Origin of the sequence: Serratia aquatilis (assembly GCF_044865145.1) — a bacterium.
Lineage (GTDB): Bacteria > Pseudomonadota > Gammaproteobacteria > Enterobacterales > Enterobacteriaceae > Chania > Chania aquatilis.
In genome coordinates, this window is record NZ_CP173186.1 from 2,992,582 (window position 1) to 3,016,518 (window position 23,937).

A 23,937-nucleotide genomic window follows, 5' to 3' on the forward strand; every position below is an offset into this window, starting at 1 on the left:
GTTGGTTACTCCTGATCCTGACGGTTAACGTGCGCTTCCAGGCGGTTTTGTAGCGCGGAAAGCAGGGTTGCCATCACCCAGTAGATCAGTGATGCCGCCAGATACATGGCGAACACTTCTAGCGTACGCGAGGTGATCAATTGTGCCTGTCGGAATAACTCCGGTACCTGAATGGTGGCTGCCAGCGAGGTGTCCTTAACCAACCCGATAAAGCTGTTACCCAGTGGGGGCAACGCCGTTCGTGCCGCTTGCGGCAGGATCACCCGGCGCATGGTTTGCCAAGGCGTCATACCGATGCTGGCTGCCGCTTCCCATTGGCCTTTATCGATCGACGAGATCGCTGCACGCAGCGTCTCCGACGTATAAGCAGCAGTATTCAGCGAGAGCCCTATCAGTGCCGCAGGGAATGGATCCAGTTCAATGCCAAACTGCGGTAAACCGTAATAGATCATAAATAGCTGGGCGATCAACGGAGTACCGCGAAACAGAGAAACATAGATGCGTGAAAGCCAGGATATCGGCCATAACGGCGAAAGGCGCATCAGCGCCAACAGAAAACCAAGCATTAAGCCAAGTGCCATGCCTCCCAGACTGAGCTGGAGGGTCAGGAGTGCACCTTTCAATAAAAATGGCGCTGAGTCCAGCGCCAGTTGGATACTCTCATGCATTATTTAGTTACGTCCGCGCCAAACCATTTTTCAGAGAGTTTCGCCAACGTACCGTCCTTCTGCATTTCAGCAATCGCCTGATTGATCGCTGCCAACAGCTCCGGATTGTTTTTGCGCACCGCTACACCCGCTTCCTGACGAGAAAATGCTTCACCTGCTACGGCCAGCGTATCGCCGGTTTTTTTCACCAGGTCCAATGCCGCCAGGCGATCAACCAGAATGGCATCAATACGACCTACTCGCAGATCCTGGTACTTGGTCGGGTCATCATCGTAGGTACGTACATCAACGCCCTGCACGTTATCACGCAGCCACTGCTCGTAGTTGGTTCCCAGACCGACACCCACTTTCTTGCCTTTCAGTTCTTCAGCCTTGGTAATGGTGCCTTCATTGCCTTTTTTTACCAGCGCTTGAATGCCAGAAACCGTGTATGGCGTAGAAAAATCGTATTTTTTCTTGCGCTCGTCGGAGATAGTGACCTGATTGATCGCCACATCAATACGTTTAGACTCCAGAGAAGCCAGCATGCCATCCCATTTGGTTGGGGCCAGCTTGGCCTTCACACCCAAGTGTTCAGCCAACGCCTGGGCAAAATCCACTTCAAAACCGGTAAGTTTGCCATCCTCACCCTGGAAACTGAAAGGAGGATAGGTTCCTTCAAGACCGACAGTCAGCGAGCCACGCTGTTTGACCTGCTCTAACAGATTATCTGCCGCATAGGTTTTAACACTCAACCCAGTGGTCAGCGCAACGGCCATCACCCCGAGTAGCAATTGACGACGCATTTTAGAAAAGATCATACACACCCCATCTGTTGTTTATTATTTTGATATCCGGACATTAACAGCCGCACTACTTTCATAAAGTAATATAATTTACTTATACCCGTCGCCCTTCAAGCTGCATGGGTGTTGACTGCGTTACTCGGCCCATGCTGGGCCTCGCCCCTTCGGGGCCGCTGCAAGCAGCGTTCAAATCTGCTTGGCAGATTTGTCACTCACCCCAGTCACTTGGTTTACCAAGCTCCTGGGGGTTAATGAGCCTCATCCCTGAGGCTCACCCTGCGGGCAGCGCAAGCGCTGTTCAAATCGGTTCCTGACCGATTTGTCGCTCAGTGGCCGCCTACATGCAACTTGAAGTAACTTGGGTATAGCTTACTTCTAAATGGAATAACTAGGTTATTTTTATACCTGAGGATGGTAGGCGAACAACGCCGGTGCCCCGCCCGTATGAATAAACAGGATTGGGCCTTCATCACGAAAGCGCTGCTGGGTAATACCATCAATAAGCCCGGCCATGGCTTTGCCAGTGTAGACAGGATCCAACAATACCCCTTCCTTCTGCGCCAACAGTTTTACCGCCGCCATACCTTCCTCGTTTGGCATACCATACTGCGGAGCAAAGTAATCATCCCACAGGGTGATCGGTTCCTGCACCTCAATATCCAGCAAACAAGCAACCGCCTTTTGCAATTGCTGCACTTTAGGGAGTTGATCAATGACTTTGCGCGAGACGGTGACGCCAATCAGTTCAGTATCCGGTAATTGTTGTTGCAACCCCACAGCCAATCCGGCATGAGTTCCGGCACTGCCAGAGGCCACAACGACTGAACTGAAGTTAATCTCGCGGCTTTGCGCTGCAATCTCCAGTGCACACTGCACATAACCCAGTGAACCCAGAGCGTTTGAGCCACCCACAGGGACAACATAGGGGCGGAAACCCTGTGCTTCCAGACGAGTGGCGAGATCCGCCAGCTGCGCCTGGGGATCGTGTAAGGCATCACACATAACCACTTCGACGTTGAAAAGCTCGAGTAGCAGGCGGTTACCGTTAGTAAGGTAATTCTCAGCTTTGGTATCGATAGGGTTTTCCAGCAGCGCTACGCACTGCAACCCAAGTTTGGCTGCCACGGCGGCTGTCTGACGTACATGGTTAGACTGAATTGCACCGGCCGTGACCAGTGTATCGGCCCCCTGGCGCAACGCATCAGCAGCCAGAAACTCCAGTTTTCTCAGTTTATTGCCGCCCATCGCCATCGGCGTAACATCGTCACGCTTGATATAAATATCACGACCAAGATATTCAGAGAGACGGGATAACTTTTCAAGCGGCGTGGCTGGGCCAACAAAATCCATGCGCGGAAACTGCGCCAGTTGCTGTTGCAGATTCACAACTTCCCCCGAGGTATAGAATAATAACGTCTAAAAGATAGGTTTATCAGATGTGCTATGAATTATCACTCTTTATTCTTAAGGGAAGAAAAATTCGGAGCTATCCAAGTCAAACCACTAGGCTGTGTCCCTTAATTGCACGCGAGCGCCGCTGGCGGTCAATTGCACGCAGAGCAAGGCCTGAGCCGTGAGGTTTGGCGGGCCAAATAAGTGGCGAACACAATCTCATTCAGCACTTTCCACTGACGTACGTAGAGAATCTGGTTTAACTCCACCTAAATTTCGATCACTTCTAGCGTTTTTTTCAACCTGAATTAAATGTAGCGTTCAGTGGCATTCTACGTTTAGTGACCAACACAAAATTCGATATCATTGAGGCTGATGACAACGTCGCCTTCTGACCCGAGATACCCGGGCCTAGCGCACCGAGGGGCGCTCCGACGGCTTACGCCGTTACGACCCCATCGGCACGCTCTCCCTAATAACGGGGTTTGTCAGCAGTCTGATATCATTCTCTATCGTTTGCCTACACAGTTATACCCTTCATACTTCAAATTGCTTGGGTGTTGGCTGCGTTACTCGGCCCATGGGGCCGCTGCAAGCAGCGTTCAAATCTGCCAAGCAGATTTGTCGTTCACCCCAGTCACTTACCTGAGTAAGCTCCTGGGGGTTAATGAGCCTCATCCCTGAGGCTCACCCTGCGGGCAGCGCAAGCGCTGTTCAAATCGGTTCCTGACCGATTTGTCGCTCAGTTGCCGCCTACAAGCAACTCGAATTATTTTGGGTATAGTAGTAAAAGCATCAGGTTTTAATCTCCCCGTATCACTTAATATTAGCCTCCAACAGGAGAGTTAACGTAAACGTTGCATGCAACTTGCAACAGGACGACTATTCTAAGATTTTGCCTAATTGATAATTTAAATGTTCAGATATATTGCCGAGAAGACCTGCACATATTATCATTCACAACATGCTCACGATCTCATTTGGTTTATTACAGCCCGGTGCGATTCGTTTGGATTTTTATTTATCTAAAGGCGCATCCCTGTTTGCGGTTCGAGTCGTAGGCATGCGATGTTTTTTCCGACTTAAGCAATCAACAGGCTAAAATGCAATTATGACAAGTACTATCGATTACCTGATGACATTCCGTAAATGCTCCAGTTTAGACAGCCTGGAAAAAGTCTATGACAAGCTTAATTACTCACTTGCTGACGACAGTGAAATTAGCAATATGTACCGCGCAGCCGATCATCGCCGTGCAGAGTTGGTCTCAGGAAAGCTGTTCGACTTAGGGAAAGTACCGAAGTCACTCTGGGCGCAGGTTGTTTAATTTATTACTATTTCCATACACAGCATTTTTAACTTTCATAGCATTTTTTTCAGCTGCAAGATTTACCGTTGCACGTGATACAAAACACATTTATTTCGCGGATAAAGCTCTACTCTTTTAGCTGTTCAAGTTACTGGTATACTAGTTGAGCTCAGTAACCTCACCCTTTAGGGTCACTGAATGCAGCGTTCAAATCTGATTTCAGCAGGCGTGTTAATGTTAGGTTAAGTTAGGTTAGGTTAGGTTAGGTTAGGTTAGGTTAGGTTAGGTTAGGTTAGGTTAGGTAATTGTAAATACAAATTGTAACGATAGGAAATTGTTGAGCAACAGGAGTAGAACATGGAATATCGCAACGTTCTGGTTGCAGTTGCCGTCGCCGCAGACAGCCATCGGTTGGTGAAAAAAGCAGTTTCTATCGTACGTCCTTACAATGGTCAGATTACCCTGGTAAGCATGATTGCCAACCCTGAAATCTATAACAGCTTTGCTGGCCCTATGCTTGGCGACATGCGCGCACTGATGGAAGAAGAGACCCTGTTATTCATGGAAGAGCTTTGCATGCGTGCCGATTACCCCATCAACCATACGCAGATTATTCATGGGGAACTTGGCGATTGCCTCACCTACGCCAATCAACAGCAACCGTTTGATCTGGTTATTTGCGGCAACCACAGTAACAGCATGATGAGCAAAGTCGCCTGTTCTGCCATGCGTTTTATTAATACCAGCCGTATTGATGTACTGATCGTTCCGTTATAATAGTTAAGCTATCATTTCCAGTTATATACTCGTCATACTTCAAGCTGCATGGGTGTTGGCTGCGTCCGTTCGCACCAGTCACATAGTGGGCTATGCTCCTGCCGACTCTCGGTCTTGCTGCATACATGCAACTCGAATTATTTAGAGTATAAATTTTAATTAGTAATTAAATTTTTATATGTAAATCAAGGTTAGGCATTGCCGCCATATTCTAAATAATTACAGTTACAAAAAGGTAACAATCCAAACGTTGAGGATTTATGTCAGAAAATGTCGGATGCCAAAATGTTAGCACGGTTTGCTTAGAGCATGGCGAGCATATAAAAACGATTCCATAATTAAGTTAGATATTATCTCCTAATATTTTCGTTTGTTACCTATGAAACTCTTGTTAATCATCCGCAGGTTTTATAATAGTACGTCTACTTTAAATAATTCCAGTTGCATGTGGCGGCAAGAAGTTGGCTCAAAAAACCCAGCAGCTTGGAGTATAGTGTGATTCAGCCATCCAACTCATTCCCACCTCTAAGGAGCAAACGATGTCTCAGCAACAGCAAAGTCGCCGTTTTGTTTTAGCCTCACGCCCACATGGGGAACCGCAGGCGGAAAACTTTCGTCTGGAAACCGTCGACATTCCTCAACCCGCCGTCGGCCAGTTACTACTCCGCACTGTCTATCTCTCACTCGATCCCTACATGCGTGGGCGTATGAGCGATGCCCCCTCCTATGCACCGCCGGTTCAACTCGGGCAAGTCATGGTCGGCGGTACATTATCCCGTGTTCAGTCATCACAACACCCTGATTTCAAGCCTGGTGACTGGGTTCTTGGGTATGACGGCTGGCAGGAATATGCCTTATCGGACGGTATTGGGCTACGTAATCTGGGGGATGGATTGCAGCACCCTACCCGCTTACTTGGCGTGCTGGGTATGCCGGGCTTTACTGCCTATATGGGCCTGTTAGATATCGGTCAGCCGCAAGCGGGTGAAACTCTGGTGGTTGCCGCCGCCAGTGGTGCGGTAGGTTCAGTGGTCGGGCAAATTGCCAAGCTGAAAGGTTGCCACGTAGTGGGTGTCGCTGGCGGTAAAGAAAAGTGCCGTTATGTCGTGGAGGAACTTGGCTTCGATGCCTGTATCGATCACTACTCAGCCGATTTTGCGACGCAGTTGGCTGCGGCCTGTCCACAAGGTATCGATATTTATTTTGAAAACGTTGGGGGGAAGGTATTCGATGCGGTTATTCCTCTTTTGAACACTAAAGCCCGGATCCCCATTTGCGGTGTGATTGCTCAATACAACTCCACCGGATTACCCGATGGCCCGGACCGTTTGCCACTGTTACAGGGCCTGATCTTACGCAAACGGATAAAAATGCAAGGTTTTATTATTTTTGACGATTATGCCCCCCATTTCGACCAGTTTTTGCAACAGATGAGCGAGTGGGTTGACCAGGGCAAGATCAAATTCCGTGAGGATGTGGTTGAAGGATTTGAGAACATCCCTCAGGCATTTTTCGGGCTGCTGCAAGGTAAAAACTTCGGCAAACTGATTATCCGCGTTGCCAGTGAGTAATCCAATGCTCAGGGCGCGCTGCGCCTTGAGCATCTATCATTAGACACTTTTGCCATTCAGCATTTTTTAACCGTCTGATAGATATCCAGATCATAGTAGCCATCGGCATCAGAATCATTCAGATAGTGTTCATAGCACACACCGTCTATCGGCAGATAACCACTGGCAGGCAACACCTTTTGGTAGAAGTTGCTCCAGGCCGTTTCAAAATCACCATCGGTGATCCGAACACGGTGAATAGCGTACTCTCCAGCGGGCAACTCTTGTATCGACAGCGCTTCGCTACCTTCAGGCAGTACAAAGTCATCCGCAACCGTGAACGTCACATCGGCACGTAATTTTTTCGGATCAACCTCAGCCGGATCGTCCCAATACAGGACCAGCCATTTTCCCAGGGGTACACCATGCTGTTGTTGCCAAGCCATAAGACGCTGACAGCCCGGTGGAATCGATTGAGCATAAGGCCCGATCACCCTTAGCCCCACTACTTTTTCAGCTGATTTTTGTTCAATTCTTATACTCACGTGCTGTTTTCCTCTCACAATCAGTCTGGTTAACGCCGTCAAGCGCCAATCTCGGTTCTCACATCCAACAGTTCAGGGAAAAAGGTCAGGTCTAGCGCCTTTTTCAAAAAGCTGACACCGCTGGAACCTCCGGTACCTGATTTGAAGCCGATGATGCGTTCTACAGTTTTCATATGACGGAAACGCCACAGATGGAAACTTTCCTCGATATCCACCAACTTTTCTGCCATTTCATAGGCTTCCCAATAAGTTTGCGGGTTATCATAGATCTGTTTGAACGCCGGTAACAGTTCAGGATTACGCTGGTAAGGTTGAGTCCAATCACGTTCAGTAGACGCCTCTGGGATCGGAAAACCATGGCGGGAGAGATAAATCAGGAACTCGTCATACAAGCTCGGAGCCTCGAGGATCGCCTTTAGCGCAGCATATTTTTCGGCATCATCGCTAAAGACCGCCAGCATGGCGGCATTCTTATTACCCAATAAAAACTCGATTGAGCGGTACTGATGAGACTGAAAACCCGACGAGTTACCCAGTACACCGCGAAATTCCACATACTCCGAAGGCGTCAGCGTTTCCAACACCGCCCATTGTTCAAACAGCAAACGTTGGATCTGCTTTACTCTGGCCAGAATTTTAAAACAATGGCTCAATTTATCCTGTTGAACCAGCACCCTGGCAGCAAGCAGTTCATGAAGCATCAGCTTCATCCATAGCTCAGAGGTCTGATGTTGGATCACAAACAGCATCTCATCATGGTGCTGGGGGTTGGAAAGCGGGTTCTGGCAAGCAAGTAATTGATCCAGGCACAGATAGTCACCGTAGCTCATTCGTTGCGAAAAATCGGTCACGATGGCACTTTCTAATTCCCGCTGATTCATCTTTTCTCTCCATAATGCCCTGGTCTTCACCCAGGTGAATGATATTTCTTGTTAGCGAAATCATGAAAAACAACCGCTCATTTGATTAACATATATTTAACAAAAAAGATAAGACCAGCATCGCAGAACCTATACCTATTTATCAGCGTGTCACTACGCCAGAGCAAGGATTACTCCTGGCTGTATAGGTTCGCGTATAGCTCTAGGCTGTGTCCCTTAATTGCACGCGAGCGCCGCTGGCGATCATTTGCGCACAGGGCAAGGCGTGAACCGCGAGGTTTGGTGGACCAAATAAGCGGCGAACAACGCCGCAATGCGCGAAAATGGCCCCAGCCCGAAGGGTCGCGCCCCAAAAGCCCGTTCGAAGTAAAGTCGGGCTTGAACAGAGGGCCACTCTGCCCTTCACCCTCCGCCTTGATAACGGGCTTTTGGGTCTGCGACGGCACCACGGGCAATTAAGGGACACAGCCTAGGCTTTGGTTGCTGAATTCAGTGCGTTCCGCCGGGCATTGCACCCGGCGGAAAATCGGCCTAGAACCACGTACCAAATCGACGGATGTAGATACGTTTCATCAATTGTGCCACGGCGCAGTAGCTAACCAAGGTTGCGACTAACCAAGGGAAGTACTCCCACGGCAGCGGTTGCAACCCGACCCACTCGCCAAGCGGGGAGAACGGGATATAGATACCGAATGCCATGATAATCCCGGTGGTCAGCAAAACAGGTAATGCTGCCGTGCTCTGAATGAACGGGATCTTCTGAGTACGCAGCATGTGGACTACCAAGGTTTGTGACAACAACCCTTCAATAAACCAACCGGACTGAAATAATGCCTGATGCTCCACACTGTTGGCGGCGAATACAAACCACATCAGCGCATAAGTGGTGATATCGAAGATGGAAGACGTAGGTCCGATCCACAACATAAAGCGGCCAATATTCTTGGCATCCCACTTACGTGGTTTGCGCAGGAACTCTTTGTCCATCTTGTCCCACGGCAAAGAAAGCTGGGAAATATCGTACATCAGGTTCTGTAACAGCAAGTGGATCGCCAGCATTGGCAGGAAAGGAATGAAGGCACTCGCCACCAGCACAGAGAACACATTACCAAAGTTGGAACTGGCAGTCATATTCAGGTATTTGATGATATTACCGAAGGTTTCTCGTCCTTTGATAACCCCCTCTTCCAGCACCATCAGGTCTTTTTCCAACAGGATAATATCGGCTGATTCCTTGGCAATGTCAGTTCCCGTATCGACAGAGATCCCCACATCCGCATCTCGTAATGCTGGGGCATCGTTGATGCCATCACCCAAGAAACCGACCGTGTGGCCATTCGCCTGCAACATTTTCAGCACGCGTGATTTCTGTAACGGCGTCAGCTTGGTGAATACCGTTCGCTGTTCAACTTCACGCGCCAGACGGGTATCATCCATCTGTTCAATCTCTGTTCCAGAGAGTGGCTCACCCGGTTCTAATCCAACATCACGGCAAATTTTGCAGGTAATAACTGGGTTATCTCCGGTAAGTACCTTCACCGTCACACCATTCTCCTGCAATGCCGCAATAGCCTTTTGAGCACTTTCTTTAGGCGGGTCGAGGAAGGTCAGCAGTCCTTCAATCACCAAATCGCGCTCATCCGCGATACTGAGTGGTAGCGTGCATCCCTCTTGGCCCAGATCGCGTGTTGCCAGCATCAGGACGCGAAAACCATCTTCGTTATATTCGCGAGCCAAGGCCTGCAATGCACTTCGGCGAGCATCGTCAAGTTCATGTATCTGTTGTCCCTCTCGAATGTGGGTGGCGATCTCCAGCATTTCCTCAACTGCCCCTTTGCAAATCAGCAGTTGGTTCTGTTGTTCATCCTGCACCACAATCGACAGGCGGCGACGCACAAAGTCGAACGGCAGTTCATCAATCTTGCTATAACGCCCTAGAGCCTCAACCCCGGGTTTTCCTCGGCCAAAACGGATCACCGCCTGATCCATCAGGTTTTTCATACCGCTCTGGTGAAAGCTGTTCAGCCAGGCCAAATGCAGTACATGGTTATCTTTGCAGCCATTAACATCCAGATGATGCTCAAGAATAATGCGATCCTGTGTCAGGGTACCGGTTTTATCAGTACAGAGTACATCCATCGCACCAAAGTTCTGGATCGCATTAAGGCGTTTGACCACCACTTTACGGCGTGCCATCGCAATGGCACCTTTCGCCAGGTTTGAACTGACGATCATCGGCAGCATTTCAGGTGTCAGACCAACAGCTACCGCCAACGCAAACAGGGTTGCTTCAGTCCAGTCTCCTTTGGTGAAGCCATTAACCAACAGGACAATCGGCACCATCACCAACATAAAGCGTATCAGCAACCAACTGACGCTGTTAACACCTCGGTCAAACGCAGTTTGCGAGCGCGTACCCACTATCGATTTTGCAAGAGATCCGAAATAGGTACGATCTCCGGTCGCGACTACCACCGCCGTGGCCGTACCGCTGGCAACGTTGGTCCCCATCAGACAAATATTAGATAGCTCGAGCAATTCACTCTCACTGGATGCATCAATTTCTGTCGATTTCTGGCTCACATTAGCCAGTGCATCATATTTTTCGACCGGGATGGCTTCCCCGGTCAAGATAGCCTGGCTGATAAACAGATCGCGGGAATTGAGCAAGCGCACATCTGCTGGCACCATATCTCCAGCGGAGAGCTGGATGATGTCACCCGGCACCAGTTCGCGGATCGGGATTTCTATCGCCTGTGCCTGTGCACCGAAGTCACTGCGGCGCAATACCGTTGCCGTAGTTCGCACCATCGACTTTAGGGATTCGGCTGCTTTATTGGTGCGATACTCCTGCCAGAAGCGCAGCAACCCACTTAGCGTGACCATGATCAGAATAATGATGACACCAGTAAGATCGGTTTCTTCACCGTGCTGAACCGGTAACCAATAGTCGGTAAAGAAACTGATCCCTGCCAATACTATTAATACAAAAATAAACGGGTTGTTAAATGCGCGGATCAATTGCACTAATGCATGCGGTGCTTTCTCATGGGCAACCTGATTGGCACCAAAATGTTGCAAGCGCTCCTGAGCATCCTCTGTCGTTAACCCGATGCGATTACAGTTTAAATTCGCCAGTGTCTGATCGAGACTATTTTTTGCCTCGAGTGCGATGGCATATGGCGTGCGGCCTTTATCTCGGCGACGCATATTATCTTTAATGTAGGTCATAACACTATTCTCTTATTTTACTCTACGCACAGGGGAAACCCGCCCAGATTTAAGGGTGAATATGCGCAAAGTGGAATTTATACCCTTCATACTTCAAGTTGCATGGGTGTTGGCTTCGTCCGTTCGCACCAGTCACATAGTGAACTATGCTCCTGGCGACTCTCAGACTTGCCGCGTTACTCGGCCCAATTCTGGGCCTCGCCCCTGCGTGGCCAGCGCAAGCGCTGTTCAAAAACGCATTGCGTTTTTGTCATGCAACTCGAATTATTTTGGGTATATTGAATAAGCGCTGCTTACGTAATTATTATTGCGTTAACAGCGCAGAGTAATAATTAACCCGGGAGGAACATCCATATCACTTCCTTATCACCTTATAGGCGAATAATAACTAAATGGGTAATTCCGAAGCGATACGCCAATTAACCGCACTCACGCTCCGCTCTAAACTGACACGGCAGACAATACCTTCAATATCTTTTTGAGCTGCCGGGTTGGCAATAATTTCTGCGCAGACTTCTAATTGACCGGGAACGGAAATGTCGGCGCTGCGCAGTGACTGCAAGTGCAGTGCCACACCGTTTAACGCTTGAAGAATCAGTGTGCGGACCAGGATTTCATCCTGCTCGCCACAAATCACCTGAATGCGATAACGCAGTTCCAGATCTACCGCTTGCTGCTGCGGTTGCAAATTAATACGCTGTGCCGCTTCACGCAGCAATATATTGGCACACAGGATAACTAGCGTCGCCAATACGGCTTCCCAATGTTGCCCGAGGCCACACAGAACGCCGATAGCCGCCGAACACCACAGAGTGGCCGCCGTATTCAAGCCACGGATGTTGAGCCCCTCCCGCATAATCACACCGGCCCCCAGAAAACCGATACCAGAAACCACCTGTGCGGCAATACGCCCGGCACTGGACGGTTCTGCTGCAACAGAGCTGAGGATAAAAACGGCAGCCCCGGTCGCCACCAATGAATTGGTCCGCAACCCAGCCATCCGCTGTCGCCATTGCCGCTCGGCACCAATCACGGCCCCCAGGCTCATCGCCAGTAATAAATTCAAAACAAAAGGAGTCATAGCCATGATCTTCCCCTTCATTAACAACATGAGGTTGAATCATGTGCTTTTAAGCACACGCGTAACAATGCCGAAATAAATCAGCTGGTCAGCGTATTAATACCCGGAGGGAAAAGGCTGTGGCGACTAAATACCATAATAATATCCGAATCAATTTTCCCGATGCATTTATGCCTCGGGTACGACAATAGTGTTCGGGTTTGCACAGATCAGAATAACTTGAGAAGGGTGCTGCCCGCCGTGTTCGGCAAGCAACAAATCAGGAGGATTGGTCAACTTGCCTTAATTATTACGCTACTACTGCAACTGTCCAATTATTTTTCCTCGCTGAAATTTTCGTTGGAGTATAGTTACATGGTGTTACGAAGTAAAGATTAATTTATTAAACGAATACTAAACTGAATTATGCCCTTACAATCTGAATAATTTGAATTAGATGATAAAAACGTAATGCGCTTCTGAATAGCGTCTGCGTTGCCCCTTAAAAGCGAGGCCCAGACTTTGGGCGAGTATAGATTGGTTCGTTGCCTGCATTGATGCTCCCCTATTATTTTCAATCAAGGAGTAACCTGATGGAAACAGTCTCCAAAATCATGCTAAATGAAATCTGGAAAAGCCTGGTTCATAATCCCGCCCCTTTGGAGCAGATCACGCTCTGCGGCGAAGGGGCATTGGCAAGCGTGTTTCCGGTCAGCGAACTAGCTACAGCTTGCTGGGGAGCCGCTGGGTTGGCCTGCGCACACCACTCCACCTGACAGGAACCGCACTATTATGGGAATTACCCGCAACGGCACTAGGTACCTCTGCCCCTGATTGACAGCGAGAATAAGTCAAATAGCTATTTAGATCAGTTGTTGTTGTAGCCAATTCAGCAGTGCCTCAACCGCCAGTGTGAGGCCGGTGGTGCGCGGCCATGCCAGATAAATATCGTCGTCACCCAACCGCCTAGGTGCCGCTAACGGAACCAACCTGCCTGCAGCAATGGCATCGCCCGCCAGTATCGTTTTCAACAGAGCAATACCAAATCCCTGTTCTGCGGCTCGGAGCAATAGCCCCGCATCGTTGAATATCGCCAACTGTTGCCCACATCCCGTCTGACCATCTAACTGAAACCAATTGCGCCAAGGGGTAACATCATGCTCTAGCAGCGGAATCGAAGCATCTCCGGCAGTAAAAGCCTGCTGCCATAGCTTGGCTAATGCAGGGGAAGCCACCGGCTGCACTTCTCCAGAAGCGATGAACTTTACCTCTACGCCAGGCCATTGGCCTTTACCGATACGGATCGCGGCATCGAATCCTTCATGCTCCAAATTCTGTATCGCCAGGGAAGCGTCGATATCCAAGGTGATCCCTGGGCAAGCTCGGTGAAACTCGCCCAACCTGGGTAGCAACCAGTAGTGGGCAAATGAAGGTAATACACTGAGCCGTAACATCTGACTGCTGGCAATCCGCCTAACCCTGTTGATTCCCTGCTGCAAAGAGAGCAATACCGGTTCGGCGACTTCCAGCAGTTCACGGCCTGCGGCATTCAGGCGTACCCCTCTCCCCGTGCGCTCAAACAAGGGGCACCCAATAGCCTGTTCGAGCAACTGAATTTGTTGACTGACCGCCCCATGTGTCAGATGGATCTGTTGTGCGGCTGCACGCAGATTCTCCAGCCGTGCGGCAAGCACAAAGGTCGGTAGAACATGTAGGGGAATACGCTCATTCATTACTGGTTAGCCTTACTATCCAAAAGGGTGACTTTTCATCGATATTAGCACCAACTCAAAAAGCCTATAGTTCTGTCATACACTTTATCAATCAAAGGCAAAACAGATGCACCCGCTTCTCCAGCAGGACCTTGAAGATTTACCCAGCATACTTGACCACACAAACCAACTGGCGCAGGTATTTCTAGCCGGATTGGACGGACGCCCGGTGTGCCCACCGATAGCCGAACAACAGCTTAAAGCGGGTGATGAACAGCTGTCTGCAGAGGGCTGTGGCGCACTGGCGGCATTAGATAGCTTTTGGCAACGTTATGCTCCGGGAATTTCCGGCAGTGCCGGACCACGCTATTTTGGATTTGTTACCGGGGGAAGTACGCCAGCGTCACTGGCAGCGGACTGGTTGGTTAGCACTATTGACCAGAATAGCCTGTTGAGCAATGACACCATCGCCGCCGCTATCGAACTGGCTACCATCGAGCAATTAAAAGCACTGCTGCATTTGCCTGCAAGTTTCACCGGTAGCTTTGTCAGTGGCGCCACTATGGCCAACTTTGTCGGTATGGCTATTGGCCGCCAGTGGTTAGGGCAACAACGCGGTATCGATGTCGCACAACTTGGGTTGAGCGCATTAGGTCACGTACAGGTGCTGTCTGCCAATGCCCATTCCAGCAGTGTAAAGGCGCTCAGTATGCTTGGCATAGGGCGTGATGCGCTGAAGAGTATCGCGAGATTGGTTGATTCAGAGGTTATTGATACCGAGGCTTTGGAACGCCATCTTGCCGCAACATCGGATCTACCAACGATAGTTCTTGCCAGCGCAGGTACGGTAAACACCGCGAGTTATGACGATCTGCCTGCTCTGTTAGCACTCCGCGAGCGCTACCCGTTTTGGTTACATGTCGATGCGGCCTTCGGTGGCATAGCGGCATGCTCGCCTTCTTATTCCCACCTTTTGGAGGGGTGGCAGTTCGCCGATTCTATTACCGTTGATGCTCACAAGTGGTTGAATGTGCCTTATGACAGTGCTATCCAGTTTACCCGGCACATGAGTACCCAAATGCAGGTTTTCCAGAATAATTCTGCTTATCTGGAAGCGCCATCGCTACGTCCAGACGACTACCTACACCTGACGCCAGAGAATTCCCGGCGTTTTCGCGCTCTGCCTTTATGGATGGCCCTGAAGGCTTATGGTCGCAGTGGGATGCAAGAAATTGTCGAACGTAACGTGATGCTGGCACGCCGTTTTGGCGACAGTTTGGCAGCCAGCAACGGGTTCCGCCTGCTGGCGCCAGTAAATCTGAATGTGGTGTGCTTCGCACTGGAGGATATTTCAGGTGACACAGAAGCTACACGTAACCACTTTATTCGGCTTTTGGATTTGCATGGTGTCGTGCGCTGTACCCCGACCCACTTTAACGGTCAGCCAGCCATTCGTGCAGCTCTGGTCAACTGGATGACCGAAGATCGGGATATTGCGCTGGCATTAGCCTCGATGCAAACCTGTAGAACACTGCTTGAAGAGTAGTATCGCAAAGCCTGATAACACTGTTTTTGTCTACCGCCACTGCTGAATATCCGCAGTGGCGCTCGAACAACAGAATGAACTCATTCACAAAATCAATGTTTAAACTCGGCCCCTGTTTCAGACCACCGCTAAGCGTAGCAACCTCATTCGTTCGCTGTCACAGGCTTGGCTGTGTCGCTATAAGAATGGCTAAGCAAGTGAGGTATTTTTATAAATCAATCAGTTAGCACCACGCAGTCAAAAGTTGAATGGTTGATAAGTTCATATAATTAATTGTTTGAGCAGGGATTTTGTGACTCGGTATAGATTTTCAGCATGAAAAATGTAACAACTGATAAAGATACATGACAGCAATCCAATAAATAATCATTATCATTTCAGTGAATGTATTGATATAATCATTTGAATAAGCAGGTTAAATAGCATTTTATGATGTTGCTCGACCACTAAAATGGCTAAAAAAAAACCAAATAAACGAAAAATTCAAGACATGAATTATTTTTAAGAGTTATCCTCATCCAGTTGAATTAAGATCACACAATGACATTCAAGCCGAACGGTAACAATACCGTCATTTAGGTGATACATGATGATATTACGAGCATCCATAATGGCTGACAGCAAAATGTAGCAACTTAAGCCAAACTGATGGGTTTACCACGTTAAAAAAATTAATCCGAAAAGACGTTGAGTCGTGGCTGTTTTATTGATAGAAATCTAGGCTACTTAAAAAGTAATTCATTTGTATATTTTAGCCTAGACTCCAGGCTTTTTATCGCTAACACCGCAGGAAACGGATTTAAGTAAGGTGCTATATGCCAGCAATCATAATGGATTCATGCAGTTATACTAGGCTAGGGCTTTCTGATTACCTGATATCTCATGGGGTAAAAAAACGCCATATTAATGCAGTCGCTGATATCGATGATCTGCAAGAAAAGTGCAATGATTTAAAGCCTAACTTGGTATTTTTGAACGAAGATTGTTTTATACATGAAGCGGACGCTACAGAAAGAATAAAACGGGTGATTTCTCTTAACCCCGATACATTATTCTTCATCTTCATGGCTATAACCAACGTACATTTTGACGACTACTTATTCGTACGCAAAAATGTGATCATCTCCTCGAAATCAATCAAACCGCAAACCATGAGCCAGCTGCTTTGCCACTACCTGGAGAGCAAAAGCAACCGCGTCGATAAAGGTCCGCTTGACCAGACACCAGTCACACTGAGCCAAACCGAGTCAAACATGCTACGCATGTGGATGTCAGGGCAAGGTACGACAGAAATTTCAGATCAGATGCAAATCAAAGTAAAGACCGTCTCTTCGCACAAAGGCAACATCAAGCGGAAAATCAAAACGCACAATAAACAGATTATCTACCATGTTGTGCGCCTGACCGACGTTCTTACCAGTGGTATATTCGTCAATAGCCGTTGATGTAAGAAGTTCGCAAGGCATCAGCTAAATGAAAATTAACTGAGTGCAATAACCACCTAGTGGATCCGAAATACCTGCTCGTATGGGCATACTCTGTCGCGACGGGTATTATCGCTCCTTGGCGTCCCCCCGGTTATTTTCACCAAGAATTATCCTAATAGTACTTTTAATCCATCTTAGCCAACTTTGCTTGAGCAGAAATGCGAGAAAGTGAGGTTTACTTATCTTCTGAACTGCGCGGTTCAACGAAAGTACCGTCGCTGCTATCTATCTCATTGAAGAACCAGATTCCAGCAGGATAATCATCCAAGGACACCAGATACATAATTCCTTCACTAAATTCTTCCACCGCCAAAACTACGCCTTCGCGACGCGGACCACCATCGGTTTTTACCGTCACCAGATCGTTAACTTTCATGATTTACTCCATCACTAATCTTGGATCCTGGATTTGAGTTTATTGTAGCCACTCGCTACCCCCGTCGATTGCCTCGCAAAGGCAGGCTAAGCGAGGATTACTGCTAAAGCTTAGCAGAATGGTCTCGTAACGCTTCTGCCCCATCAAACAGCATTCGCGGACTTGCAGCGTGAAGCCTTCTCCCCCAAACTACAGGCACAAAAAAACCCGCCTTAGCGGGTTTTATTAATCAGCTAATAGCCGATTAGATAGCGGTAACGTTAGCCGCTGACGGACCTTTAGCACCGTTCTCGATAGAGAACTGTACATTCTGGCCTTCAGCCAGGGTCTTGAAGCCTTGATCTTGAATAGCAGAGAAGTGTACGAACACATCTTTGCTACCGTCTGCAGGAGTGATGAAACCAAAACCTTTAGACTCATTGAACCACTTCACTTGACCTTTGATCATGTTAGACATGTCTAATTCCTTCAATAATAAATTTAAGCCACTATAGGCGCGATATAGCCGGTTATCAGTTACTTATGGAGGCACTAGAAAGGAAATTCGTCAGAGAAGTGCTATCAAGGATAACGCTTTTAATTTGAACTACTTTACTCAAAATGTCGTGCATAAATAGGTCTGTACCACAGGCCGAGAAGTATTAACTCATGCCTGGTGTTTAATAGCAACTCTTTTTATCCACAGGAATACAGAAACGTGTTCGACTGCACAATATTCACCCCAAGTTGCTGAAATTATCGACGTTATCTTCCCGCTTTGGCTGTTGCAAGGGATAATCGATTACCACTTTATTCACAAAACTCTGCCTCAGCATCGTATCCAACCTGGTTACATCGCATGACGTGCGCAAGTCCACAAATCGCTCATCTGTCATTTTTTCGTCACAAAACCGTCACGGCGTGGCCATATCATAACCAGCGACTATCCTCATAAGGTCGACTCCAAGGATTTCAATCATGACTATCGTTAAAGCAGTAAATCACCAGCAAGCAGAAACGCTGATCCGTTCCGGCACCGCTAAAAAGATTGAGCTAGCTTATGATATTGATAGCGATGACTTTTTCCAACTGGCCAGTTTGTGGTGTGACCAGGGTGCGAAAATTTCAAAAGGAAAAGAGCACTTTATCGTATCCCTGAAAGGTTTCCGCATTCCCCCTAACGATTAGGCTCATGCCGCCCGCAGCGGCGGCCACTCCTGTCGGTGTAAACTCCTGCTATCGTTCACATGCCAAAACTGTTATCTCTATTAATGGATGGGGCATATGCCCGTTTACGCAGATAAGGAGAATGGCATGTCAGCCAATACACAGCTGCCTAACAGCATGAAAGTCATAGAGATAACCAACCCTGGAACGCCTGACGTTCTGGTACAGGCAGAACGCCCGCTGCCATTACTGGTGCAGAATGAAATACTGGTTAAAGTGGCCGCAGCTGGCGTTAACCGCCCTGACGTAATGCAGCGTCGCGGACAATATGCACCGCCCCCTGGAGCCTCAGATATTCCAGGGCTGGAAGTCGCAGGTACTGTAGTTGCCGTTGGCGCAGATGTACAACGCTTTGCGCCCGGCGACCAGGTTTGTGCATTGATCGCCGGTGGGGGATACGCCGAATACTGTACAGTGCATGAAAGTAATGCACTGCCGGTACCGAAAGGCTTCAGCATGGTTGAAGCAGCAGCAATCCCTGAAACCTTTTTCACCGTTTGGGTTAACGTCTTTCAACGCGCCCACTTAAAAGCCGGGGAAACGATTCTGATCCATGGGGGTACCTCCGGCATTGGAACGGTGGCGACTATGCTGGCCAAGGCGTTTGGAGCATTTGTCATCACTACCGTTGGCTCAGAAGAGAAGCGTCAGGCCAGTCTGGCGCTGGGTGCCGATGTGGCAATCAATTATCGCGACCAAGACTTTGTCGAACAGACCAAGCTCGCTACCAACGGCAAAGGTGCCGATGTGATTGTCGATCTAATCGCTGGGGAATACGTCGCGAAGAACTATCAGGCCGCAGCGTTTGATGGGCGTATCGTACAGATCGGGACGCAAAACGGCGTAGTCAAGGAACTGAACCTGATGCCTTTACTACATAAGCGGCTCACCCATACCGGATCAACCCTGCGAGCTCGCAGCGTGGAAGACAAAGCACAAATCGCCGCTGATTTGGCTAAAAACGTTTGGCCATTGCTAGAACAGGGCTCAATAAGGCCACAGATTTTCAAAACATTCCCGCTGAAGCAGGCCGCAGAGGCTCATACCTTGATGGAGTCCAGTGAGCATATCGGTAAGATAGTCCTGACCATCTAGGCTGTGCCCCTTAACTGGACGCGAGCGCCGCTGGCGGACATTTGTATGCACAGCAAGGCGTGAGCCGTGAGGTTTGGTGGACCCAATAAACGGCGAACAACACAGCAATGCGTACAAATGGCCCCAGCCCAGCGGGGCGCGCCCCATACCTTAAACCCATTGTGCATGATTGAGTTTTCGCCGAGGCTAACGCAATCAATAATCCTCCTTTCATGCTATTTCTTGTATTCGTCTACGCCATTGCTTCAGTGTGCGACGGTTCAGCAACATTACTATTTATGTGATGAGTAGTTACTTGCCAGAACAAACTGAGTAATCAACTTCAGTAGGCTATCAGGCGGCATGTTCATTTTCTGGTATTCGCTACCCTGTAAGCATGTCTACTCAAATAGGAGCCCGATTATTTCTGGTTTGGTTTCCATCCCATCGTATTTTGATTTGTTTAGGGTAAATGTATGGAAAAACATGCAAGGATGCGAAAGAGTGGTTAAGATTGTTCTCGCCGCATATGCAATATAACCTCCACAAGCTGGGATGCCTTTATGCAGTTGCAAGACCTCCAGAAACGAGTCCAATCCTCACGTGACGTTCGCCTTTCCCCATTGCCCTTTCAGGCAGCTATGTTTGTCGTTATTGTGGTCGTCACACTGATAGCTTTCAATACTTGGCAAATCTGGAATGCACATCAACGCAATCTGCAAAGTGCCGCAAAAGATGCCGAAAATCTTGCGCGCTCATTAACACAACATGCCGAAGATACTTTTGCCCAGGTAGACAATAACCTAATAGAACTGAATGAACGTATTGAAACCGAAGGGTTAGGCCAACAGCAGCAAGCGCGTCTACAAAAAGTCATGCGTGCCCAGGTAAGTAACTTTCCACACTTGCACGGTAGTTTTATCTACGACGCACAGGGCAATTGGATCCTGACATCCAGTGGAAAGCCGCTTGGCCATAGCAATTATGCCGATAGGGAATATTTCCAATATCACGTCAGTCATAACAACAATACCGCATATATCGGTGCTGTTATTCGCAGCCGGACGACCGGCGATTTGGTTATCCCTGTCTCCCGTCGGCTGAATCACCCAGACGGCAGTTTTGCTGGCGTGGTGGTTTCTACGATCTATGTAAATTATTTTCGGCAGTTTTATAACAACTTTGCCCTTAAAAATAATACTTCACTCAGCTTGTTACGGTCCGACGGAACTATTCTGTATCGCCGCCCTGATAGTGAGGATGCTATCGGTAAAAACATCTCGCAAGGGGTTTTATTCCAAAAAATACTGCCGTATTCAGCATTTGGCACCGCCACAATCACCTCAGTATATGACAATCTAGAGCGGATCTACGGTTATTCACGGGGTGAGCACTATCCGTTGGTGATAACGGCAGGATTAGCAAAAGATGACGTGCTGGCCGACTGGCACAGTGATGCGGCGTTGTTTATTATCGGTGGCGGTGTGCTGCTATCAATATTGGTTGCTCTAGGCCTGGTTCTGATCCGCCAGATAAATTACAGCGTGCAAACCGAAGCCGAACTGACCCGCACGCGCGATCAACTAACTCTAATGAACCATACGTTGGAAGAGCTGGCCCTGTTAGATGGTTTAACCGGCTTGGCCAACCGCCGCCACTTTGACATCGCGCTGAAGAATGAAATGACACGCGCGGCGAGAAATGATCGCAGTATCGCCCTGTTGATGCTCGATATTGATTACTTCAAGCAATACAACGATATCTACGGCCACGTCGCTGGTGACTTGTGTTTACAGCAACTGTGCAGAATGCTGAAAGGCATGGCCAGCCGCTCCGGTGATTTGATGGCACGCTACGGTGGGGAAGAGTTGGCAGTTATATTGCCTGACACTGACATGCAGGGCGCTCAACTCTTTGCTGAACGCGTATTAACAGGTATCCGCGAGCTCAATATTGCACACAGCGGTAGCCCGATGGGAATAGTCACCGTCAGTATTGGTGCCAGTGCCAAGATCCCACATCCGCATAACGATACGCCGATCGGCTTGGTTAATTTGGCGGACAATGCCCTATACAACGCAAAAAAAAGTGGCAAAAACAAGGTTTGCACCAAATGACTCAGTGAGTAGCGGAGCACTCTTCTCTGGTGCTCCGCTTGCCCGGTTTTACTCTGCCACACCGAAATCAGCTTCCTGCCGTGCTACCAGCGTCAGAATACTGTAAAGCGCTACCGCCTGCTGATGTTGGTTAAACACTTGCACATCCCAAACCACCACCCCATGCGGGCGATCTTCGGCGGTTTTTTGCGGTTTACGGATTTTCTTTTTACACGTCAGCCGTACCTGGATGGTATCGCCAATCTTCACCGGCTCGATGAAACGCAAGTTTTCCATACCATAGTTAGCTATTACCGGGCCGACGCCGGGGTCAACGAACAGTCCAGCTGCGGCAGAAACAATAAAATAGCCGTGCGCCACCCGTTCGCCAAACAGCGATTCTGCCGCGCCGATCTTGTCCATATGGGCATAGAAATGATCGCCACTTAGACAGGCAAAATTCACAATGTCAGCCTCGGTAATCGTCCGCCTGGCCGTCAACAGGCTTTCGCCAATTTGCAACTGCTCAAAATACTTGCGGAATGGATGCACCTGTTCCTCAACCACATTGGCACCACGCACCCACTCGCCCCCTATCGCCGCCAACATCGAGGGGCTTGCCTGGATAGCCGTGCGTTGCATGTAATGTTTTACCGCACGTAGTCCTCCAAGCTCCTCGCCCCCTCCTGCACGCCCGGGGCCGCCATGCACCAACAACGGTAATGGCGAGCCGTGACCGGTTGACTCGATTGCGGCATGGCGGTCGAGCACCAACAGACGGCCATGGGCACAGGCGGTTGCTCGAATAAAGCGAGTCGCCAACGCTTCGTCCGCCGTAACCAGCGATCCGGCAAGACTACCCTGCCCCAATAACGCCAGCTCAATGGCCTGCTCACTATCCTGGTAGGGCATCAGCGTGGCTACCGGACCAAAAGCTTCGGTACCATGCACCGCCTGGTGATTGAATGGATCCGCACAGTACAGCAACGTGATGGGATAAAATGCCCCCTGTTGCACATTATCATCGATGAGTGCCATCTGCTGCCACGCAGCACCGCATAACGGTTCGCATCCATTTTGCAGCAGAAAATCCACCTTTTGTTGTACGTCATCGCGCTGTTCTTGGCTGACCAGCGGCCCCATACGGACCTCTTCGCGTTGTGGGTCGCCGATTTTCACGCTGGCAAAGCGTTGTAGCAGCGCCTGTTGTACCTCTTCGACCCGTGCAGCTGGCACAATAATTCGCCGAATAGCGGTACATTTTTGCCCCGACTTACTCGTCATCTCACGGCTTACTTCCTTGATGAACAGCGAAAACTCTGGCATCTCAGGGGTAACGTCTTGCCCTAATACGCAGCAGTTTAGCGAGTCAGCCTCCATGGTGAAGGGGATAGATTTTTCCAACAGACGCGGATGAGCGCGCAGTTTTTGCCCGGTCTGTGCTGAACCGGTGAAGGTCACTACATCCTGGTAATCAAGATGATCGAATATATTCCCGACACCACCGCAGATCAGCTGTATCGCACCTTCAGGGACCAGCCCGCTATCGGTAATCAACTTCACCATTGCATGAGTCAGTTGTGCAGTGGCGGTCGCCGGTTTGATGATCGCTGGCATACCCGCCAGCCAGGTAGGTGCCAGCTTTTCCAACATACCCCAGCAAGGGAAATTAAAGGCGTTGATATGCAGCGCTACGCCAGGGCGCGAAGTCAGCACATGCCGCGCAGCAAACTGCGATTGCTTGGATAGCGGGATCAGTTCGTCTTCAGGCCACAGCGTATCATCAGGTAATTCCCGCCCAGCCAACCCCGCATAGGAAAACAGCGTCGCTATTCCCCCCTCAATATCCACCCAACTGTCATTACGGGTGGCGCCAGTCTGATAGGAGATTTGATACAGCGCCTCTTTATGGACCAGCAGATACTTTGCCACTGCTTTCATCATCTGGGCACGCTGCTGGAACGTCATCCCCGCCAATGCCTTGCCGCCAAGCTTTCGGGCATAGTCAAGGCTATCTGCCAGTGGCAATCCTTCTGAACATACCTGAAACAACGGCTCACCGCTGGCGGCATGATAGATTTCGCGGGATTCACCCTGTCCATATACCCAGCGGCCACTGAGATAACTGTTTAACTGCTGCATCCTACCCCCCATAAATTCATTATTTATTTCAATACACAGTATTTACGTATCACATATTTTATAAACATTGCCAAGGTTAATTAACAAAATAAAAACAAAA

At 49.1% G+C, this 23,937-nt stretch carries 20 protein-coding genes; 9 read left to right on the plus strand and 11 right to left on the minus strand.

The features are described from left to right. Positions 1–5: 5 nt before the first annotated feature. From tcyL to SAQUA_RS13510, 3 genes are all read right to left on the minus strand, one after another. The gene (tcyL, locus tag SAQUA_RS13500; protein WP_380675731.1) at positions 6–668 is read right to left on the minus strand and encodes a cystine ABC transporter permease; all 663 of its coding nucleotides are present in this window, start codon (positions 666–668) and stop codon (positions 6–8) included. Next, positions 668–1,468 carry a cystine ABC transporter substrate-binding protein gene (tcyJ, locus tag SAQUA_RS13505; protein ID WP_380675733.1) on the minus strand — a complete coding sequence of 267 codons (801 nt, stop codon included), beginning with the start codon at positions 1,466–1,468 and terminating at the stop codon, positions 668–670. The genes tcyL and tcyJ overlap by 1 nt, the downstream gene beginning before the upstream one ends. 384 nt (positions 1,469–1,852) lie before the next feature. Then, complete coding sequence (locus SAQUA_RS13510; protein WP_380675735.1) at positions 1,853–2,839, minus strand: D-cysteine desulfhydrase; 987 nt, start codon at positions 2,837–2,839, stop codon at positions 1,853–1,855. A 1,117-nt stretch (positions 2,840–3,956) separates the two neighbouring features. Here SAQUA_RS13510 and ydgT point away from each other — a divergent pair. The 3 genes from ydgT to SAQUA_RS13525 all read left to right on the plus strand — a co-directional run bounded on the left by ydgT (position 3,957) and on the right by SAQUA_RS13525 (position 6,502). Then, positions 3,957–4,172: a transcription modulator YdgT gene (gene ydgT / locus SAQUA_RS13515; RefSeq protein ID WP_380675737.1), complete on the plus strand. Its 216-nt coding sequence runs from the start codon at positions 3,957–3,959 to the stop codon at positions 4,170–4,172. A 339-nt stretch (positions 4,173–4,511) separates the two neighbouring features. Further along, positions 4,512–4,931, plus strand: a complete 420-nt coding sequence (uspC, locus tag SAQUA_RS13520; RefSeq protein ID WP_380675739.1) for a universal stress protein UspC — start codon at positions 4,512–4,514, stop codon at positions 4,929–4,931. Between the two features lie 539 nt (positions 4,932–5,470). Next, complete coding sequence (locus SAQUA_RS13525; protein WP_380675741.1) at positions 5,471–6,502, plus strand: NADP-dependent oxidoreductase; 1,032 nt, start codon at positions 5,471–5,473, stop codon at positions 6,500–6,502. 56 nt (positions 6,503–6,558) lie between these two features. Here the strand turns inward: SAQUA_RS13525 and sbmC are convergent, their stop codons facing one another. The 4 genes from sbmC to SAQUA_RS13545 form a co-directional block, all read right to left on the minus strand. Further along, positions 6,559–7,026 (minus strand): DNA gyrase inhibitor SbmC, encoded by a 468-nt coding sequence (gene sbmC / locus SAQUA_RS13530; protein WP_380675743.1) that lies wholly within the window; start codon positions 7,024–7,026, stop codon positions 6,559–6,561. A gap of 38 nt (positions 7,027–7,064) precedes the next feature. After that, positions 7,065–7,907, minus strand: coding sequence for a tryptophan 2,3-dioxygenase (kynA, locus tag SAQUA_RS13535; protein ID WP_380675745.1), 843 nt, complete (start codon positions 7,905–7,907; stop codon positions 7,065–7,067). 531 nt (positions 7,908–8,438) lie between these two features. Beyond that, complete coding sequence (gene mgtA, locus SAQUA_RS13540; RefSeq protein WP_380675747.1) at positions 8,439–11,138, minus strand: magnesium-translocating P-type ATPase; 2,700 nt, start codon at positions 11,136–11,138, stop codon at positions 8,439–8,441. A gap of 388 nt (positions 11,139–11,526) precedes the next feature. After that, positions 11,527–12,225, minus strand: a complete 699-nt coding sequence (locus SAQUA_RS13545; RefSeq protein ID WP_380675749.1) for an MgtC family protein — start codon at positions 12,223–12,225, stop codon at positions 11,527–11,529. Positions 12,226–12,791: 566 nt separating this feature from the next. Between SAQUA_RS13545 and SAQUA_RS13550 the strand changes: the two genes are divergently transcribed. After that, the gene (locus SAQUA_RS13550) at positions 12,792–12,974 is read left to right on the plus strand and encodes a hypothetical protein (RefSeq protein ID WP_380675751.1); all 183 of its coding nucleotides are present in this window, start codon (positions 12,792–12,794) and stop codon (positions 12,972–12,974) included. 87 nt (positions 12,975–13,061) lie between these two features. Here SAQUA_RS13550 and SAQUA_RS13555 read toward each other — a convergent pair whose 3' ends face one another. Then, positions 13,062–13,931: a LysR substrate-binding domain-containing protein gene (locus SAQUA_RS13555; protein ID WP_380675753.1), complete on the minus strand. Its 870-nt coding sequence runs from the start codon at positions 13,929–13,931 to the stop codon at positions 13,062–13,064. A gap of 106 nt (positions 13,932–14,037) precedes the next feature. On the opposite strand from SAQUA_RS13555, the gene SAQUA_RS13560 reads away from it, so the two are divergent. Beyond that, complete coding sequence (locus SAQUA_RS13560; RefSeq protein WP_380675755.1) at positions 14,038–15,456, plus strand: pyridoxal phosphate-dependent decarboxylase family protein; 1,419 nt, start codon at positions 14,038–14,040, stop codon at positions 15,454–15,456. Between the two features lie 815 nt (positions 15,457–16,271). Next, entirely contained in the window at positions 16,272–16,901 is a 630-nt protein-coding gene (gene rcsA / locus SAQUA_RS13565; RefSeq protein ID WP_380675757.1) for a transcriptional regulator RcsA, read from the plus strand. 217 nt (positions 16,902–17,118) lie between these two features. Here the strand turns inward: rcsA and dsrB are convergent, their stop codons facing one another. After that, positions 17,119–17,319 (minus strand): protein DsrB, encoded by a 201-nt coding sequence (dsrB, locus tag SAQUA_RS13570; protein WP_380675759.1) that lies wholly within the window; start codon positions 17,317–17,319, stop codon positions 17,119–17,121. Between the two features lie 244 nt (positions 17,320–17,563). Next, positions 17,564–17,776: a transcription antiterminator/RNA stability regulator CspE gene (gene cspE, locus SAQUA_RS13575; RefSeq protein ID WP_004946278.1), complete on the minus strand. Its 213-nt coding sequence runs from the start codon at positions 17,774–17,776 to the stop codon at positions 17,564–17,566. A gap of 500 nt (positions 17,777–18,276) precedes the next feature. On the opposite strand from cspE, the gene SAQUA_RS13580 reads away from it, so the two are divergent. From SAQUA_RS13580 to SAQUA_RS13590, 3 genes are all read left to right on the plus strand, one after another. Continuing rightward, positions 18,277–18,486 carry a hypothetical protein gene (locus SAQUA_RS13580; protein WP_380675764.1) on the plus strand — a complete coding sequence of 70 codons (210 nt, stop codon included), beginning with the start codon at positions 18,277–18,279 and terminating at the stop codon, positions 18,484–18,486. A 126-nt stretch (positions 18,487–18,612) separates the two neighbouring features. After that, positions 18,613–19,620 carry an NAD(P)H-quinone oxidoreductase gene (locus SAQUA_RS13585; RefSeq protein WP_380675766.1) on the plus strand — a complete coding sequence of 336 codons (1,008 nt, stop codon included), beginning with the start codon at positions 18,613–18,615 and terminating at the stop codon, positions 19,618–19,620. 542 nt (positions 19,621–20,162) lie between these two features. Beyond that, complete coding sequence (locus SAQUA_RS13590; RefSeq protein WP_380675768.1) at positions 20,163–21,716, plus strand: diguanylate cyclase; 1,554 nt, start codon at positions 20,163–20,165, stop codon at positions 21,714–21,716. Between the two features lie 48 nt (positions 21,717–21,764). Here the strand turns inward: SAQUA_RS13590 and paaZ are convergent, their stop codons facing one another. Next, positions 21,765–23,837, minus strand: a complete 2,073-nt coding sequence (gene paaZ, locus SAQUA_RS13595) for a phenylacetic acid degradation bifunctional protein PaaZ (protein WP_380675770.1) — start codon at positions 23,835–23,837, stop codon at positions 21,765–21,767. Positions 23,838–23,937: the final 100 nt, after the last annotated feature.

What these genes read in the sequence shown, in the direction of transcription:
- tcyL (WP_380675731.1), bottom strand. Translation starts at nt 668, where the DNA reads ATGCATGAGAGTATCCAACTGGCGCTGGACTCAGCGCCATTTTTATTG.
- tcyJ (WP_380675733.1), bottom strand. Translation starts at nt 1,468, where the DNA reads ATGATCTTTTCTAAAATGCGTCGTCAATTGCTACTCGGGGTGATGGCC.
- ydgT (WP_380675737.1), top strand. Translation starts at nt 3,957, where the DNA reads ATGACAAGTACTATCGATTACCTGATGACATTCCGTAAATGCTCCAGT.
- uspC (WP_380675739.1), top strand. Translation starts at nt 4,512, where the DNA reads ATGGAATATCGCAACGTTCTGGTTGCAGTTGCCGTCGCCGCAGACAGC.
- SAQUA_RS13525 (WP_380675741.1), top strand. Translation starts at nt 5,471, where the DNA reads ATGTCTCAGCAACAGCAAAGTCGCCGTTTTGTTTTAGCCTCACGCCCA.
- kynA (WP_380675745.1), bottom strand. Translation starts at nt 7,907, where the DNA reads ATGAATCAGCGGGAATTAGAAAGTGCCATCGTGACCGATTTTTCGCAA.
- mgtA (WP_380675747.1), bottom strand. Translation starts at nt 11,138, where the DNA reads ATGACCTACATTAAAGATAATATGCGTCGCCGAGATAAAGGCCGCACG.
- SAQUA_RS13545 (WP_380675749.1), bottom strand. Translation starts at nt 12,225, where the DNA reads ATGGCTATGACTCCTTTTGTTTTGAATTTATTACTGGCGATGAGCCTG.
- SAQUA_RS13550 (WP_380675751.1), top strand. Translation starts at nt 12,792, where the DNA reads ATGGAAACAGTCTCCAAAATCATGCTAAATGAAATCTGGAAAAGCCTG.
- SAQUA_RS13555 (WP_380675753.1), bottom strand. Translation starts at nt 13,931, where the DNA reads ATGAATGAGCGTATTCCCCTACATGTTCTACCGACCTTTGTGCTTGCC.
- SAQUA_RS13560 (WP_380675755.1), top strand. Translation starts at nt 14,038, where the DNA reads ATGCACCCGCTTCTCCAGCAGGACCTTGAAGATTTACCCAGCATACTT.
- rcsA (WP_380675757.1), top strand. Translation starts at nt 16,272, where the DNA reads ATGCCAGCAATCATAATGGATTCATGCAGTTATACTAGGCTAGGGCTT.
- dsrB (WP_380675759.1), bottom strand. Translation starts at nt 17,319, where the DNA reads ATGAAAGTTAACGATCTGGTGACGGTAAAAACCGATGGTGGTCCGCGT.
- cspE (WP_004946278.1), bottom strand. Translation starts at nt 17,776, where the DNA reads ATGTCTAACATGATCAAAGGTCAAGTGAAGTGGTTCAATGAGTCTAAA.
- SAQUA_RS13580 (WP_380675764.1), top strand. Translation starts at nt 18,277, where the DNA reads ATGACTATCGTTAAAGCAGTAAATCACCAGCAAGCAGAAACGCTGATC.
- SAQUA_RS13585 (WP_380675766.1), top strand. Translation starts at nt 18,613, where the DNA reads ATGTCAGCCAATACACAGCTGCCTAACAGCATGAAAGTCATAGAGATA.
- SAQUA_RS13590 (WP_380675768.1), top strand. Translation starts at nt 20,163, where the DNA reads ATGCAGTTGCAAGACCTCCAGAAACGAGTCCAATCCTCACGTGACGTT.
- paaZ (WP_380675770.1), bottom strand. Translation starts at nt 23,837, where the DNA reads ATGCAGCAGTTAAACAGTTATCTCAGTGGCCGCTGGGTATATGGACAG.